Origin of the sequence: Streptococcus sp. GMD5S, from assembly GCF_000298715.2 — a bacterium.
Classification (GTDB): domain Bacteria; phylum Bacillota; class Bacilli; order Lactobacillales; family Streptococcaceae; genus Streptococcus.
Map to the genome: position 1 here is coordinate 26,957 of NZ_AJRG02000007.1, position 15,096 is coordinate 42,052.

18 protein-coding genes are annotated in these 15,096 nt (G+C 40.8%); 16 read left to right on the forward strand and 2 right to left on the reverse strand.

Going from position 1 to position 15,096, the window contains the following annotated elements:
• Positions 1-18: 18 nt before the first annotated feature.
• The 5 genes from GMD5S_RS0204830 (at position 19) to brnQ (ending at position 4,472) form a co-directional block, all read left to right on the forward strand.
• Complete coding sequence (locus tag GMD5S_RS0204830; RefSeq protein ID WP_000670152.1) at positions 19-624, forward strand: nitroreductase family protein; 606 nt, start codon at positions 19-21, stop codon at positions 622-624.
• Positions 625-633: 9 nt separating this feature from the next.
• Entirely contained in the window at positions 634-2,034 is a 1,401-nt protein-coding gene (pepV, locus tag GMD5S_RS0204835; protein WP_000215923.1) for a dipeptidase PepV, read from the forward strand.
• Positions 2,035-2,087: 53 nt separating this feature from the next.
• Positions 2,088-2,678 carry a uracil-DNA glycosylase family protein gene (locus GMD5S_RS0204840; protein WP_000078137.1) on the forward strand — a complete coding sequence of 197 codons (591 nt, stop codon included), beginning with the start codon at positions 2,088-2,090 and terminating at the stop codon, positions 2,676-2,678.
• Positions 2,675-2,962, forward strand: a complete 288-nt coding sequence (locus tag GMD5S_RS0204845) for a rhodanese-like domain-containing protein (RefSeq protein ID WP_000659165.1) — start codon at positions 2,675-2,677, stop codon at positions 2,960-2,962. Before GMD5S_RS0204840 ends, GMD5S_RS0204845 begins: the two co-directional genes overlap by 4 nt.
• A gap of 184 nt (positions 2,963-3,146) precedes the next feature.
• Positions 3,147-4,472, forward strand: a complete 1,326-nt coding sequence (gene brnQ, locus GMD5S_RS0204850; protein ID WP_001074595.1) for a branched-chain amino acid transport system II carrier protein — start codon at positions 3,147-3,149, stop codon at positions 4,470-4,472.
• A 50-nt stretch (positions 4,473-4,522) separates the two neighbouring features.
• Here brnQ and GMD5S_RS0204855 read toward each other — a convergent pair whose 3' ends face one another.
• Both GMD5S_RS0204855 and GMD5S_RS0204860 read right to left on the reverse strand, forming a co-directional pair.
• A complete protein-coding gene (locus tag GMD5S_RS0204855) occupies positions 4,523-5,074 on the reverse strand; it encodes a DUF1307 domain-containing protein (RefSeq protein WP_000855327.1) in 552 nt (183 codons plus the stop codon).
• A 318-nt stretch (positions 5,075-5,392) separates the two neighbouring features.
• On the reverse strand, positions 5,393-5,941 hold the full coding sequence (locus GMD5S_RS0204860; RefSeq protein WP_000844335.1) for a DUF1307 domain-containing protein: 549 nt from the start codon (positions 5,939-5,941) through the stop codon (positions 5,393-5,395).
• 139 nt (positions 5,942-6,080) lie between these two features.
• On the opposite strand from GMD5S_RS0204860, the gene GMD5S_RS0204865 reads away from it, so the two are divergent.
• From GMD5S_RS0204865 to GMD5S_RS0204915, 11 genes are all read left to right on the forward strand, one after another.
• Positions 6,081-7,118 (forward strand): M42 family metallopeptidase, encoded by a 1,038-nt coding sequence (locus GMD5S_RS0204865; protein ID WP_001076927.1) that lies wholly within the window; start codon positions 6,081-6,083, stop codon positions 7,116-7,118.
• 1 nt (position 7,119) lies between these two features.
• A complete protein-coding gene (locus tag GMD5S_RS0204870; RefSeq protein WP_000335635.1) occupies positions 7,120-7,581 on the forward strand; it encodes an HIT family protein in 462 nt (153 codons plus the stop codon).
• 14 nt (positions 7,582-7,595) lie between these two features.
• Positions 7,596-8,312 carry an LD-carboxypeptidase LdcB/DacB gene (ldcB, locus tag GMD5S_RS0204875; protein ID WP_000747744.1) on the forward strand — a complete coding sequence of 239 codons (717 nt, stop codon included), beginning with the start codon at positions 7,596-7,598 and terminating at the stop codon, positions 8,310-8,312.
• 122 nt (positions 8,313-8,434) lie between these two features.
• Positions 8,435-8,860 carry a 50S ribosomal protein L11 gene (gene rplK / locus GMD5S_RS0204880; RefSeq protein WP_001085808.1) on the forward strand — a complete coding sequence of 142 codons (426 nt, stop codon included), beginning with the start codon at positions 8,435-8,437 and terminating at the stop codon, positions 8,858-8,860.
• Between the two features lie 207 nt (positions 8,861-9,067).
• Complete coding sequence (gene rplA / locus GMD5S_RS0204885) at positions 9,068-9,757, forward strand: 50S ribosomal protein L1 (protein ID WP_001085675.1); 690 nt, start codon at positions 9,068-9,070, stop codon at positions 9,755-9,757.
• Between the two features lie 484 nt (positions 9,758-10,241).
• A complete protein-coding gene (locus GMD5S_RS0204890) occupies positions 10,242-11,000 on the forward strand; it encodes a class I SAM-dependent methyltransferase (protein ID WP_001287243.1) in 759 nt (252 codons plus the stop codon).
• An 86-nt stretch (positions 11,001-11,086) separates the two neighbouring features.
• Complete coding sequence (locus GMD5S_RS0204895) at positions 11,087-11,599, forward strand: adenine phosphoribosyltransferase (RefSeq protein ID WP_001049315.1); 513 nt, start codon at positions 11,087-11,089, stop codon at positions 11,597-11,599.
• Positions 11,600-11,785: 186 nt separating this feature from the next.
• Positions 11,786-12,730 (forward strand): homoserine O-acetyltransferase MetA, encoded by a 945-nt coding sequence (metA, locus tag GMD5S_RS0204900; RefSeq protein ID WP_001122730.1) that lies wholly within the window; start codon positions 11,786-11,788, stop codon positions 12,728-12,730.
• Positions 12,731-12,738: 8 nt separating this feature from the next.
• Entirely contained in the window at positions 12,739-13,416 is a 678-nt protein-coding gene (locus GMD5S_RS0204905) for a DnaD domain-containing protein (RefSeq protein ID WP_000220748.1), read from the forward strand.
• Between the two features lie 96 nt (positions 13,417-13,512).
• On the forward strand, positions 13,513-14,271 hold the full coding sequence (tpiA, locus tag GMD5S_RS0204910; RefSeq protein ID WP_000087891.1) for a triose-phosphate isomerase: 759 nt from the start codon (positions 13,513-13,515) through the stop codon (positions 14,269-14,271).
• A 188-nt stretch (positions 14,272-14,459) separates the two neighbouring features.
• Positions 14,460-14,978 carry a Dps family protein gene (locus tag GMD5S_RS0204915; protein WP_000229890.1) on the forward strand — a complete coding sequence of 173 codons (519 nt, stop codon included), beginning with the start codon at positions 14,460-14,462 and terminating at the stop codon, positions 14,976-14,978.
• Positions 14,979-15,096: the final 118 nt, after the last annotated feature.

The following is a 15,096-nucleotide window of genomic DNA, read 5'->3' on the forward strand; positions in this document are numbered from 1 at the left end:
TAGAAAAGGAAATCGATTATGAAATTTCTTGAATTAAATAAAAAACGTCATGCGACTAAGCATTTTACTGATAAACCGGTAGATCCCAAAGATGTGCGTACGGCTATCGAAATCGCAACCTTGGCCCCAAGTGCCCATAACAGCCAGCCATGGAAGTTTGTGGTGGTTCGTGAAAAAAATGCAGAATTGGCAAAATTAGCATATGGTTCGAACTTTGAGCAGGTATCATCAGCGCCAGTGACCATTGCCTTGTTTACAGATACAGATCTTGCCAAACGTGCCCGCAAGATTGCCCGAGTTGGTGGTGCAAAGAATTTCTCAGAAGAGCAACTTCAATATTTCATGAAGAATTTGCCTGCCGAGTTTGCGCGTTACAGTGAACAGCAAGTTAGTGACTACTTGGCCCTTAATGCGGGACTAGTAGCCATGAACTTAGTTCTTGCTTTGACTGACCAAGGAATCGGTTCTAACATTATTCTTGGATTTGACAAATCAAAAGCCAACGAAGTTTTGGACATTGAAGACCGATTCCGTCCAGAACTCTTGATCACAGTTGGATACACAGATGAGAAATTGGAACCAAGCTACCGCTTGCCAGTAGATGAAATTATCGAGAAGAGATAGGAAGAAAAAATGACAGTTATTGATTTTACAGCAGAAGTAGAAAAACGCAAAGAAGACCTCTTGGCTGACTTGTTTAGCCTTTTGGAAATCAACTCAGAACGTGATGACAGCAAAGCCGATGCTGAGCATCCATTTGGACCTGGTCCAGTAAAAGCCTTGGAAAAATTCCTTGAAATCGCAGACCGTGATGGCTATCCAACTAAAAATGTTGATAACTACGCAGGACATTTTGAGTTTGGTGAAGGAGAAGAAGTTCTCGGAATCTTTGCTCACATGGACGTGGTGCCAGCTGGTAGCGGTTGGGACACGGACCCTTATACACCAACTATCAAAGACGGTCGCCTTTATGCGCGTGGAGCTTCAGACGACAAGGGGCCTACAACAGCTTGTTACTATGGTTTGAAAATCATCAAAGAATTGGGGCTTCCAACTTCTAAAAAAGTTCGTTTCATCGTCGGAACAGATGAAGAATCAGGCTGGGCAGACATGGACTACTACTTTGAACATGTAGGACTTGCGAAACCAGACTTCGGTTTCTCTCCAGATGCTGAATTCCCTATCATCAATGGTGAAAAAGGGAATATCACAGAATATCTCCATTTTGCAGGTGAAAATACTGGTGCAGCTCGCCTTCACAGCTTCACAGGTGGTTTGCGTGAAAACATGGTACCTGAATCAGCAACAGCAGTCGTTTCAGGTGACTTGGCTGACTTGCAAGCTAAACTAGATGCCTTTGTTGCAGAACACAAACTCAGAGGAGAACTCCAAGAAGAAAACGGCCAGTACAAGGTGACTGTGATTGGTAAATCAGCTCATGGTGCTATGCCTGCATCAGGTGTCAATGGTGCGACCTACCTTGCCCTTTTCCTCAGTCAGTTTGACTTTGCAGGACCTGCAAAAGACTACCTCGACATCGCTGGTAAGATTCTCTTGAACGACCATAAGGGTACAAATCTCAAGGTTGCTCATGTAGATGAAAAGATGGGTGCCCTTTCTATGAGTGCCGGTGTCTTCCGCTTCGATGAAACAAGTGCTGACAATACGATTGCTCTTAACTTCCGTTATCCAAAAGGAACAAGCCCAGAGCAAATCAAGTCAATCCTTGAAAACTTGCCAGTTGCTTCTGTTAGCCTTTCTGAACACGGTCACACCCCTCACTATGTACCGATGGAAGATCCACTTGTGCAAACCTTGTTGAATGTTTATGAAAAACAAACTTGTCTTAAAGGTCACGAGCAAGTCATCGGTGGTGGTACCTTTGGTCGTTTACTGGAACGTGGGGTTGCCTACGGTGCGATGTTCCCAGACTCAATCGATACCATGCACCAAGCCAACGAATTTATCGCCTTGGACGATCTCTTCCGAGCAGCAGCAATCTATGCTGAAGCTATTTATGAACTGATCAAATAAAATGATAGAAGTCTGAGATTGTATGCTTGGACTTCTTTTTGGAGGGAAAACAGATGTCTCAAATTGAAAGAATCAAGCAAGCCATTATGGCGGATCCGCAAAATACCAGCTATACAGAACGCGGAATCGAACCTCTCTTTGCGGCGCCAAAAACTGCCCGTATCAATATTGTCGGTCAGGCTCCTGGGCTTAAAACGCAAGAAGCTGGGATTTATTGGAAGGATAAGAGTGGCGATCGCTTGCGTGAGTGGCTAGGTGTGGATGAGGACACCTTTTACAATTCAGGTTATTTTGCAGTTCTGCCCATGGATTTCTACTTTCCGGGGCATGGCAAGTCAGGCGACCTTCCACCTCGTACAGGTTTTGCAGAAAAATGGCATCCGCAACTCTTGCAAGAGTTGCCCGATATCCAATTAACTCTCTTGATTGGACAATATGCCCAAGCCTATTATTTACATGAAAAAGTTAGTGGCAAGGTGACAGAACGGGTAAAACACTACAAAGACTATCTACCAGAATTTTTCCCTCTGGTGCACCCCTCACCACGAAATCAAATCTGGATGGCCAAAAATCCTTGGTTTGAGTCAGAAGTAGTGCCCGATTTGAAAAAAAGAATTCAAAAGATTCTTGGAGAAACAAAATGAAAGAAATTACTTTTAACGATTTTTACCAGCTTTATCAAAATGAGCAACTTTCTCTAGTGGACGTGAGAGAAGTAGAAGAGTTCCAGACGCTTCATTTAGAAGGTGCTCAAAACCTACCACTTAGTCAATTAGCTGATATCTATGATCAGTTGGACAAGGACCTCTTGCATTATGTCATTTGTAAATCTGGAATACGTTCAGCGCGTGCTTGTCAATTTCTAGTTGAACAGGGTTATGAAGTTATCAATGTTCAAGGTGGAATGACGGCCTTTGAAAATCTTTAAACCTCTATGGTGATAGATCCTAATCTTCCCTTGCTCGGTTCCAACTGAGTGAGGGATTTTGTTTTTAGATAATTCTTATTTTTAAAAATATTGAAAACATTCAATGATTAATTTTGGATACTTTTTTCAGAGTCTTAATCATGGTATACTAGGTCAGTATTTTAGAAATATGAAGGAGATTTTTATGGCTAAAAAAGGTGCCCTAACAGGCTTGCTCCTGTTTGGAATATTTTTTGGTGCGGGGAACTTGATCTTTCCGCCTTCTCTAGGTGCCCTATCTGGAGAACAGTTTCTTCCTGCCATCGCAGGTTTTGTCTTTTCAGGTGTCGGTATTGCCGTCTTGACACTTATTATTGGAACGCTAAACCCGAAAGGATACATTCACGAGATTTCTAAGAAAATCTCACCTTGGTTTGCGACGCTTTATCTTGCAGTCCTCTATCTATCAATTGGCCCCTTCTTTGCCATTCCGCGTACAGCAACAACAGCTTACGAAGTTGGGATTAGCCCCCTCTTATCCGAAGCAAACAAAGGTCTAGGATTGATTGTCTTTACCGTGCTTTACTTTGCAGCGGCTTATTTAATCTCGCTCAATCCATCAAAAATCTTGGATCGAATCGGACGCATCTTAACGCCAGTCTTTGCCTTGTTGATCGTTATCTTGGTTGTACTAGGTGCCTTCAAATATGGTGGAACAAGCCCTCAAGTAGCTTCAGCGGCCTATCAATCTTCTGCTTTCGGGACAGGATTCCTAGAAGGTTATAATACCTTAGATGCCCTTGCTTCAGTTGCCTTCAGTGTGATTGCAGTTCAAACCTTGAAACAACTTGGATTCTCCAGTAAGAAAGAGTATATTTCAACTATTTGGGTGGTTGGTATCGTTGTAGCTCTTGCCTTTAGCGCTCTTTATATCGGTTTAGGATTCCTTGGAAATCACTTCCCAGTACCAGCCGAAGCGATGAAGGGTGGAACACCAGGTGTTTATATCTTGTCGCAAGCAACTCAGGAAATCTTTGGATCAACAGCTCAACTCTTCCTTGCTGTTATGGTAACTGTAACCTGCTTCACAACGACAGTTGGCTTGATTGTGTCGACAGCAGAGTTCTTTAACGAACGTTTCCCACAAATCAGCTACAAGGTCTATGCCACTGCCTTTACCTTGATTGGATTTGCTATTGCAAACCTCGGTTTGGATGCAATCATTAAGTACTCAGTGCCAGTACTGGTAATCTTGTACCCAATCACCATCGCCATTGTGATGATCGTGATTGTGAATAAGTTTGTCGCCCTATCAAAACCGGGCATGCAGTTAACTATTGGGCTTGTTACAGCTATTGCTCTTGCAAGCGTCCTTGGAAGTTCCTTTAAGATTGAGTTTCTAGAAAATCTGATTAATGCCCTTCCGTTTGCGTCAGCCTCTCTTCCATGGCTAGTGCCAGCTATTATCGGAATCTTGCTTTCATTGTTTCTACCAAACAAACAAGAGAGTGATGTTTTTGAGATGGAATAAAAAAAAATTCTTGGTCATCGACCAAGAATTTTTTGTATGAGCACGACTCATTAGTTGGTTTGTTCAATATATCCAGCCTCTTTAAGCATTTTTCTAGTTTTTAGAAAACTTACACGGCTTCCAGAGCCAGAAACTTCATTTGGCATTGCTTTTTTCATCTCTTCGAGATTCACAACAGTCATGTCAACCTCCATGCTATGGATGACTTTTCCATCTTTGAATTCGATATTTTGTGTAATGCCTTTAAGTCCTTCCTCCTTTTTATAAGTTTTCACGATAAGTTCTTTAATCTCTTCTGCTGACCTGTCCAGTATTTCAGGGTCAAAAACATTATAGACTTCTTGTTTTACAACATCATCCCCCTTAACAGTGTATGTCAAGGTAGAAGTTCTTCCGGGATTGCTATTGTGAACAAAAATGTAGTTTTTTGTCTCATCTTTCTTTTCAGATGATTGTTGGCTGCTTTGTTTGGTCTCGCTTGACTGAGTTGTTTTGTCTTCTTTGCTACTGCTGCTAGCAGGTGTAGATGCTTGTTTGGAACATCCGAGCAGGAGGATAAGTGAAGCCACTAGGGCTAGTGAAGTTTTAACCAGAGTTTTCATAGAATTTCCTTTCATAATCAAAGTATTTTGTATTATAACATGATTCTACTACAAAATCAACTAGACCTACCCTTTTATCTGAACTGACATTCCAATGAACAGAAACTAGTCAGACGATTAAAGTTTTGTCTCCATCTATTTCAAATAACTTTTATCCTATGGCTTTATAAGGGTGTGAAGTTTTAAATGCACTTTTTATGGGATTGGGAGGACTCTATTGGACTCATCGGTTAGGGATGTAATAAAATACCCCAAGAGTTAGAGTTGTGTCTAACTTTTGGGGTGGACCTACACTAGTCTATATGAAATTTTAGGAGATTAGTTCGTCTTTTCTGTGAACCCCATTTTTTCCAGTGCTTTTTTAGAGTTTGAGAAACTGACACGATTGCCGATACCAGAATATTCTTCAGGAAGTGCTTTTCTAAGTTCGCTAATACTTGCAACTGAGAAATCAACTTCTAAATCTTGAACAACTTTTCCATCTTTGATTTCAATCGTTTGTTTAACACCTTTGAGTCCATTATAACCTTTGTACTTTTCTTCGATAAAACTCTTGACATCTTCTGGAGTTGCGTTAAGAATCTCAGGATCTGCAACATTTTGAGCGGTTTGCTTGATAACATTGTCCCCCTCTACAGTATAAACCAAGGTAGAAGTGATTCCAGAATTGCTTTTGTTGACAAAAGTATGTGTCTTGGCTGTTTCTTTCTTTTCAGATGATTGTTCAGTGCTTTGTTTGCTCTCACTTGACTGAGTTGTTGTGTCTTCTTTAGTACTGCTAGCAGTTGTTGATGCTTGTTTGGAACATCCGAGCAGGAGGACAAGTGAAGCCACAAGGGCTAGTGATACTTTAAAGTATGATTTCATATTTGTTACTTTCCTTTCATAATCAAAGTATTTGTATTATAACATGGATCTATAGTGAAAGCAACTAAACACAGTTTTTCTCCTTTTGAGAAGGAGTCTGACTAGAAAAATGTTATAATGGTAGGAAAGAGGTGAAGAAATGAATCAGACTATAAACTATATCAAAGAACTAACCGCAATTGCATCTCCGACGGGCTTTACTCGTGAGATCTCAGACTATCTAGTCCATACTTTAGAAGAGCTTGGTTACCAGCCTGTTCGCACAGCCAAGGGTGGTGTCAATGTTACTATTAAAGGTCAAAATGATGACCAACACCGCTATGTGACTGCCCATGTGGATACGCTGGGTGCTATTGTCCGTGCTGTCAAACCAGATGGCCGTCTCAAATTGGATCGTATCGGTGGTTTCCCTTGGAACATGATTGAAGGGGAGAACTGTACGGTTCATGTGGCTAGCACAGGTCAAACGGTATCTGGGACCATCCTCATCCATCAAACTTCTTGCCATGTCTACAAAGATGCAGGAACTGCTGAACGCACACAGGACAATATGGAAGTGCGTTTGGACGAAAAAGTAACCAATGAAAAGGAAACGCGCGCCTTGGGCATCGAGGTTGGCGACTTTATCAGTTTTGACCCGCGAACTGTCGTGACAGAGACTGGTTTTATCAAGTCCCGTCATTTGGATGACAAGGTCAGCGCAGCAATTTTGCTCAATCTTCTTCGTGTTTATAAGGAAGAGGGGATTGCATTGCCAGTAACAACTCATTTTGCTTTTTCAGTCTTCGAAGAGGTTGGTCACGGTGCCAACTCCAATATTCCAGCTCAGGTAGTGGAATATCTAGCTGTGGATATGGGAGCTATGGGCGATGACCAGCAGACGGATGAGTATACAGTTTCTATCTGTGTCAAGGACGCTTCAGGTCCCTATCACTATGACTTCCGTCAACACTTGGTAACTTTGGCGAAGGAGCAAGATATTCCTTTTAAGCTCGACATTTATCCATTTTACGGTTCGGATGCTTCAGCGGCTATGTCAGCAGGAGCAGAGGTCAAACACGCCCTCCTTGGAGCTGGTATTGAGTCCAGTCACTCTTACGAACGAACACATATTGATTCGGTCGTGGCGACAGAGCGTATGGTAGACGCCTATCTCAAGAGCACCTTGGTAGAATAATATGTGCTTGATTTGTCAAAGAATTGAATGGATCAAGGCAGGGGAAAATCCCTACTTTGTAAAAGAACTAGAAACAGGCTATGTTGTTATTGGAGATCACCAATACTTTAAGGGCTATACCTTATTTCTGGCAAAAGAGCATGTCACAGAACTCCACCATATGGAGACTTCTGTAAAACTTCGCTTTTTAGAGGAAATGAGTTTGGTCCAAGAAGCAGTCGCCAAAGTATTTGAGGCTGAAAAGATGAATATTGAACTCCTAGGAAATGGTGATGCCCACGCTCATTGGCATCTCTTTCCACGAAGAACAGGTGATATGAAGGGTCATGGATTGAATGGCCGTGGGCCAGTCTGGTGGATGCCATGGGAAGAAATGGCGGCAGAAGATTGCCAAGTGAAATCCCATGAGTTGGAACAAATGATTAAAGCCTTATCCGATGAATTAGAGAAGCACGTGGTCTAAGAGAGGAAGGAAAAATGAAAAAAAGATACATTGTTTTATCTGGTTTGCTGGCAGTAACCCTAGCAGCATGTTCTCAAGAACAACCTAAAAATGAAGAAAATACTCAAAAAACAGAACAAACTAGTCAACCTGAAGGAACTGTAGGGAGCAAATCCCAAGCTTCTAGTCAGAAGAAGGCAGAAGTTGTCAATAAGGGAGACTACTATAGTATTCAAGGGAAATACGATGAAATCGTCATAGCTAATAAGCACTATCCTTTGTCAAAAGACTATAATCCAGGAGAAAATCCAACAGCTAAAGCAGAGTTGCTGAAGCTCATTGCAGCAATGCAAGCAGCTGGCTACCCAATCAGCGATCACTACAGTGGTTTTAGAAGTTATGAAACTCAAACCAAACTTTATCAAGACTATGTCAATCAAGATGGTAAGGAAGCAGCAGATCGCTACTCAGCTCGACCAGGTTATAGTGAACACCAGACGGGCCTTGCTTTTGACCTTATTGGGACAGATGGTGATTTAGTTACTGAAGAAAAGGCAGCCCAGTGGCTCTTGGATCATGCGGCTGACTATGGCTTTGTCGTTCGCTATCTCAAAGGCAAGGAAAAAGAGACTGGCTACATGGCAGAAGAATGGCATCTCCGCTACGTTGGAAAAGAAGCCAAAGAAATTGCTGCAAGTGGCCTCAGTTTGGAAGAATACTATGGATTTGAAGGCGGAGATTACGTCGATTAAAAAAGTAATTTTTCTCTTGCATTTTTAGATAAATAGTGTATAATAGAAAGGTGTGTGTAAAGCATACTTGTGGGAGGTAAAAATCTTTAATTACCGCCAAAACCACAAAGGAGGATTTAAAAATGGCTAAAAAAGTCGAAAAACTTGTAAAATTGCAAATCCCTGCTGGTAAAGCTACACCAGCTCCACCGGTTGGACCTGCTCTTGGTCAAGCTGGTATCAACATCATGGGATTCACAAAAGAGTTCAACGCTCGTACAGCTGACCAAGCTGGTATGATCATTCCAGTTGTTATCTCAGTATACGAAGACAAATCATTTACTTTCGTTACAAAAACACCACCAGCTGCTGTTCTTTTGAAAAAAGCTGCAGGTGTTGAAAAAGGATCAGGTACACCTAACAAAACTAAAGTTGCTACAGTTACTCGTGCACAAGTACAAGAAATTGCAGAAACTAAGATGCCAGATTTGAACGCAGCAAACATTGAGTCTGCAATGCGTATGATCGAAGGTACTGCTCGTTCTATGGGATTCACTGTTGTTGACTAATCAATAACACAGTAGAAAATCTCACAGCAGTCTATTAGTTGCTTTTCATACTAGGCCAGTGACTGACGCTTGTACTTGGGTACAGTAAAGGAACTTAACGAAGTAGGAAAAGAAAATCAATAGACTGAATACCCGCAAGACTTCATCATTTCGAGAAGTGACGTGGGAGATGAAAATCGATTGAACCACTTACAAGGAGAATAGAAAATGGCTAAAAAAAGCAAACAACTTCGTGCTGCTCTTGAGAAAATCGACAGCACAAAAGCATACAGTGTAGAAGAGGCTGTAGCACTTGCAAAAGAAACTAACTTTGCAAAATTTGACGCAACTGTAGAAGTTGCTTACAACTTGAACATCGACGTTAAAAAAGCTGACCAACAAATCCGTGGCGCAATGGTATTGCCAAACGGTACTGGTAAAACTTCACGCGTTCTTGTTTTTGCACGTGGTGCAAAAGCTGAAGAAGCAAAAGCTGCTGGTGCAGACTTTGTTGGTGAAGATGACCTTGTTGCGAAAATCAACGACGGTTGGTTGGACTTCGACGTAGTTATCGCTACACCTGACATGATGGCTCTTGTTGGACGTCTTGGACGTGTCCTTGGACCACGTAACTTGATGCCAAACCCTAAGACTGGTACTGTAACAATGGATGTTGCTAAAGCAGTTGAAGAGTCTAAAGGTGGTAAGATTACTTACCGTGCTGACCGTGCAGGTAACGTTCAAGCAATCATCGGTAAAGTATCATTTGAAGCTGAAAAATTGGTTGAAAACTTCAAAGCTTTCAACGAAACAATCCAAAAAGCAAAACCAGCTACAGCTAAAGGAACTTACGTAACAAACTTGACAATCACAACTACTCAAGGTGTTGGTATCAAGGTTGACGTAAACTCACTTTAATTAACAGATTTTTAAAAACGAGTACGAAAGTGCTCGTTTTTTTAGGTACGACGGACATTCCGTTCATCTGAGGTGTAAGTCCTCTGTGGGTACCATATACTAGTAAAGCCAAAAGTGATTCCCAAGCCTGACTATTGTGAGTAGCTGATCGAACGGCATTAGGATAGACTGTTTAAGTCTGACGTTGGAAATAAGAATCGGCAGAGAAAGAGATAGAGAAATCTTGGCTATACGAATAGGCACGTGATAGTAAAGCGTATATAGCGGATAAGAAGGCCAGCAACTCTAAAGTACAAATATGTAGGCGTAACCTATATGCGTAAACTACGTGAGCAATTGAATTCGAACTAGAGAGGTGATTAATAGATTTATGCTATAGTCATGGTAGCTTGTATGCTTTTGATTCTAGTTTATCAAATAATAGATTAGAATTGTCAGACAATATAATTTTATGTTATAATGAAGAAAAAATAGAGGTGTTCAAATGTCAGAAGCAGGTCATAAGTTTTTAGCAAAACTGGGGAAAAAACGCTTACGTCCAGGTGGAAAACGTGCTACAGATTGGTTAATTACGGAAGGAGGATTTTCAAAAGAAAAGAGAATACTAGAGGTTGCGTGCAATAGGGGAACTACAGCAATTGAGTTAGCACAGCGTTTTGGTTGTAAGATAACTGCTGTTGATATGGATGGACAAGCCTTAGAAGTGGCTAAAAAATCTGCTGAAACGGCAGGTGTTGGTCATTTGATCAGATTTGAAAGAGCAAATGCAATGAAACTTCCTTATGGAGATGCTAGTTTTGATATTGTTATAAATGAAGCTATGCTGACTATGCAAGCCGATCAAGCTAAGAAAAAATGTGTAATGGAGTATCTGAGGATTTTAAAACCTGAAGGTCTTCTTTTGACACATGATGTGCTTCTTAAGGAAGCTAAAGAGTCTGTCAGACAGGAATTGTCACAAGCAATTCATGTAAATGTAGGTCCTTTAACTCAAGATGGTTGGGAACAGGTGATGATAGAATCAGGTTATCGTGATGTGAAAATATTGACTGGTGAAATGACATTAATGAAATTATCAGGTATGATTTATGACGAAGGTTGGCTAGGAACTTTGAAAATTTGCGTAAATGCTTGTAAAAAGGAGAATAGAAAGCAGTTTTTAACTATGTATAAAATGTTTGCTAAGAATAAACAGAAATTGGGCTTTATTGCTATGGCTAGTTATAAATCGTCAAATCGTTAGATAATTATTGAAGTTAACTTTTCCTTTTTTCTTTCTTAAAAAATATGGTATAATAGAGAGTAAAAAACTTTGAAAGAAAGAAAAAGATGAATTTAAAAGATTATATCGCAACGATTGAGAATTATCCTAAGGAAGGTATTACCTTCCGTGATATCAGCCCTTTGATGGCAGATGGAAATGCTTATAGCTACGCTGTTCGTGAAATTGTTCAGTATGCAACCGATAAGAAGATCGACATGATCGTGGGCCCAGAGGCTCGCGGCTTTATCGTGGGCTGTCCTGTTGCTTTTGAGTTGGGAATTGGCTTTGCTCCTGTTCGTAAACCAGGGAAATTGCCACGTGAAGTCATTTCTGCTGACTATGAGAAAGAGTACGGTATTGATACCTTGACCATGCATGCTGATGCGATTAAGCCAGGTCAACGTGTTCTCATCGTAGATGATCTTTTGGCAACAGGTGGAACTGTCAAAGCAACGATTGAGATGATTGAAAGACTTGGTGGAATTGTAGCCGGTTGTGCTTTCTTGATTGAGTTGGATGAGCTTAAAGGCCGTGAAAAAATCGGAGATTACGATTACAAGGTACTTATGCATTATTAATGAAAAACAGTCCTTGGGGCTGTTTTCTCTTCATCTGCTATATAAATTAACTATAGCTAGTTAGAGAAAAACTATAATTGAAAACTATATCTTCATACAGTATAATAAAGGGAAGAAGTATTTGGAGGTTTTTGCTTTCAAACAGACAACATCATTCCCGAAATAGAGAACTGTTAGGAGGGTATTATGCCGATTCGAATTGATAAAAAATTACCAGCTGTGGAGATTTTAAGGACAGAAAATATCTTTGTTATGGACGACCAACGGGCTGCTCATCAGGATATTCGCCCCTTGAAGATTTTGATTTTAAATCTCATGCCTCAAAAAATGGTAACAGAAACGCAACTCTTGCGACATTTGGCTAATACCCCTTTGCAATTAGATATTGATTTCTTATATATGGAAACACATCGTTCCAAGACAACTCGTGCCGAACATATGGAAACATTCTATAAGACCTTTCCAGAGGTCAAGGATGACTTTTTTGATGGAATGATTATCACAGGAGCACCAGTGGAGCATTTGCCTTTTGAGGAGGTAGATTACTGGGAAGAATTCAAGCAGGTCATCGAATGGTCCAAGACGCATGTTTTTTCAACCCTCCATATCTGTTGGGGAGCACAAGCAGGTCTTTATGTTCGCTATGGCGTTGAAAAGCACCAGATGGATCGGAAACTATCAGGTATTTACCCACAGGACACCTTGAAAGAAGGGCACCTTCTTTTTAGAGGTTTTGATGATCGCTATGTAGCTCCTCATTCTCGTCATACTGAGATTTTAAAAGAAGAAATCTTAAACAAGACCAATCTGGAGATTCTGTCAGAAGGTCCTGAGGTTGGGGTTTCTATCCTAGCTAGTCGAGATTTGCGTGAGATTTATAGTTTTGGTCATTTGGAGTACGATCGTGACACTTTGGCAAGAGAGTATTTTCGTGATTATGAGGCGGGACTCAACCCTCATATCCCAGAGAACTACTTTAAAAATGATGATGTAAATGAGACGCCTTGTCTCTGTTGGTCTTCATCAGCTGCCCTCTTTTTCAGTAATTGGGTAAACTATGCAGTTTATCAAGAAACCCCTTTTGACTGGAGAAAGGTAGAGGATGATGCGGCTGCATTTGGATATCTATAAGAGGAATTATGACATATTTTGACGCTTTTAAATCAGGGAACTTGGTTTTGCCAAGTGCCCTTCTCTTGCATTTTAAGGAACTCTTTCCTTCCAGCGAAGATTTTCTGGTCTGGCAATTTTTCTATTTACAAAATACCACAGCCCTAGGAGATGTTTCGCCTAGTCAGATTGCTGAAATCATTGGGAAAGAGGTGGCAGATGTCAACCAATCTATTTCGAATTTGACTGAAAATGGCTTGCTACAATATCGAACCATTGAACTAAACGGGGAAATTGAGCTGATTTTTGATGCTAGTTTGGCTTTTGAACGCTTGGATAGCTTACTAGATAGCCAAACTCCAGCTACAACAGTCCCAAACCCGCAGAATCAGTTGAAGGATCTGGTTGAAACTTTTCAGCAGGAATTGGGACGCTTATTAACACCATTTGAAATCGAAGACCTTTCTAAGACTGTCAAAGAAGACGGAGTTAAGGCGGATTTGATCAAGGAAGCTCTCCGAGAGGCCGTTCTCAATGGCAAGCCAAACTGGAAATATATTCAGGCAATCCTACGAAACTGGCGCCATGAAGGTATTCAGTCTGTGACTCAGGTAGAGGCCAAACGAGCAGAGCGAGAAGTCAACAATCCCAAACAAGTTCAGGCTTCGGCTGATTTCCTCGATGCCATGAATTTGTGGCAAGATTAGTCGCTTGAAAAATCTTGAAAATTAGAGTAAGGTTTGCAAGCTCCTTATAAATATGATAGAATAATAGTGAATAAAATGAAAAAAGAGGTATGTGAAATGTCACGTAAACCATTTATCGCTGGTAACTGGAAAATGAACAAAAATCCAGAAGAAGCAAAAGCATTCGTTGAAGCCGTTGCATCAAAACTTCCTTCATCAGACCTTGTTGAAGCAGGTATCGCAGCTCCAGCTCTTGATTTGACAGCTGTTCTTGCTGCTGCTAAAGGTTCAAACCTTAAAGTTGCTGCTCAAAACTGCTACTTTGAAAATGCAGGTGCTTTCACTGGTGAAACTAGCCCACAAGTTTTGAAAGAAATCGGTACTGACTACGTTGTTATCGGTCACTCAGAACGTCGTGACTACTTCCATGAAACTGACGAAGATATCAACAAAAAAGCAAAAGCAATCTTTGCAAACGGTATGCTTCCAATCATCTGTTGTGGTGAGTCACTTGAAACTTACGAAGCTGGTAAAGCTGCTGAATTCGTAGGTGCTCAAGTATCTGCTGCATTGGCTGGATTGACTGCAGAACAAGTTGCTGCATCCGTTATCGCTTATGAGCCAATCTGGGCTATCGGTACTGGTAAATCAGCTTCACAAGACGATGCACAAAAAATGTGTAAAGTTGTTCGTGACGTTGTAGCTGCAGACTTCGGTCAAGAAGTTGCGGACAAAGTTCGTGTTCAATACGGTGGTTCTGTTAAACCTGAAAACGTTGCTTCATACATGGCTTGCCCAGACGTTGACGGTGCCCTTGTTGGTGGTGCGTCACTTGAAGCTGAAAGCTTCTTGGCATTGCTTGATTTTGTAAAATAATCTCAGTTATTCCAGACAGTCTGCTAAGACTGTCTTTTTTTTAAAGACTGTATATTTTTCTTAAATTATCAGTCAATTACAACTTTTTTAATATGGGTTAATTTTCTTGCTTTTGTCTACTAGGAGTAGTATACTGAGATAGTAATCAATAAATATGGTTGCAAAAATAATATTATGAGGTGATCAATATGGTTGAATTGAAAAAAGAAGCAGTAAAAGACGTAACAACATTATCTAAAACAGCGCCAGTAGCATTGGCAAAAACAAAGGAAGTATTGAACCAAGCAGTAGCAGACTTGTATGTGGCTCACATTGCCCTTCACCAAGTTCACTGGTATATGCGTGGTCGTGGTTTCCTCGTATGGCATCCAAAAATGGATGAATACATGGACAGCCTTGATGGCTATCTTGACGAAATCAGTGAACGTTTGATCACTCTTGGTGGCAAACCTTACTCAACTTTGACAGAATTCCTTCAACACAGTGAAATCGAAGAAGAAGAAGGAGAATTCCGTAACGTTGAAGAAAGCTTGGAACGTGTTCTAGCGATTTATCGCTACCTTATCGCTCTTTTCCAAAAAGCTTTGGATGTGACTGATGAAGAAGGCGATGATGTTACAAACGATATCTTTGTTGGTGCTAAGGCTGAACTTGAGAAAACAGTTTGGATGCTTGCAGCAGAACTTGGACAAGCTCCTGGTTTGTAAAATATAGTTGCTACCCCTTTTATCATGAGGTGCTTGATAAGTGCTCATGACCAATCATCTTTTAAAAGTCATGTAACTGTAAACAGTTGCATGATTTTTTTGTCTGCTAGACTTAGGA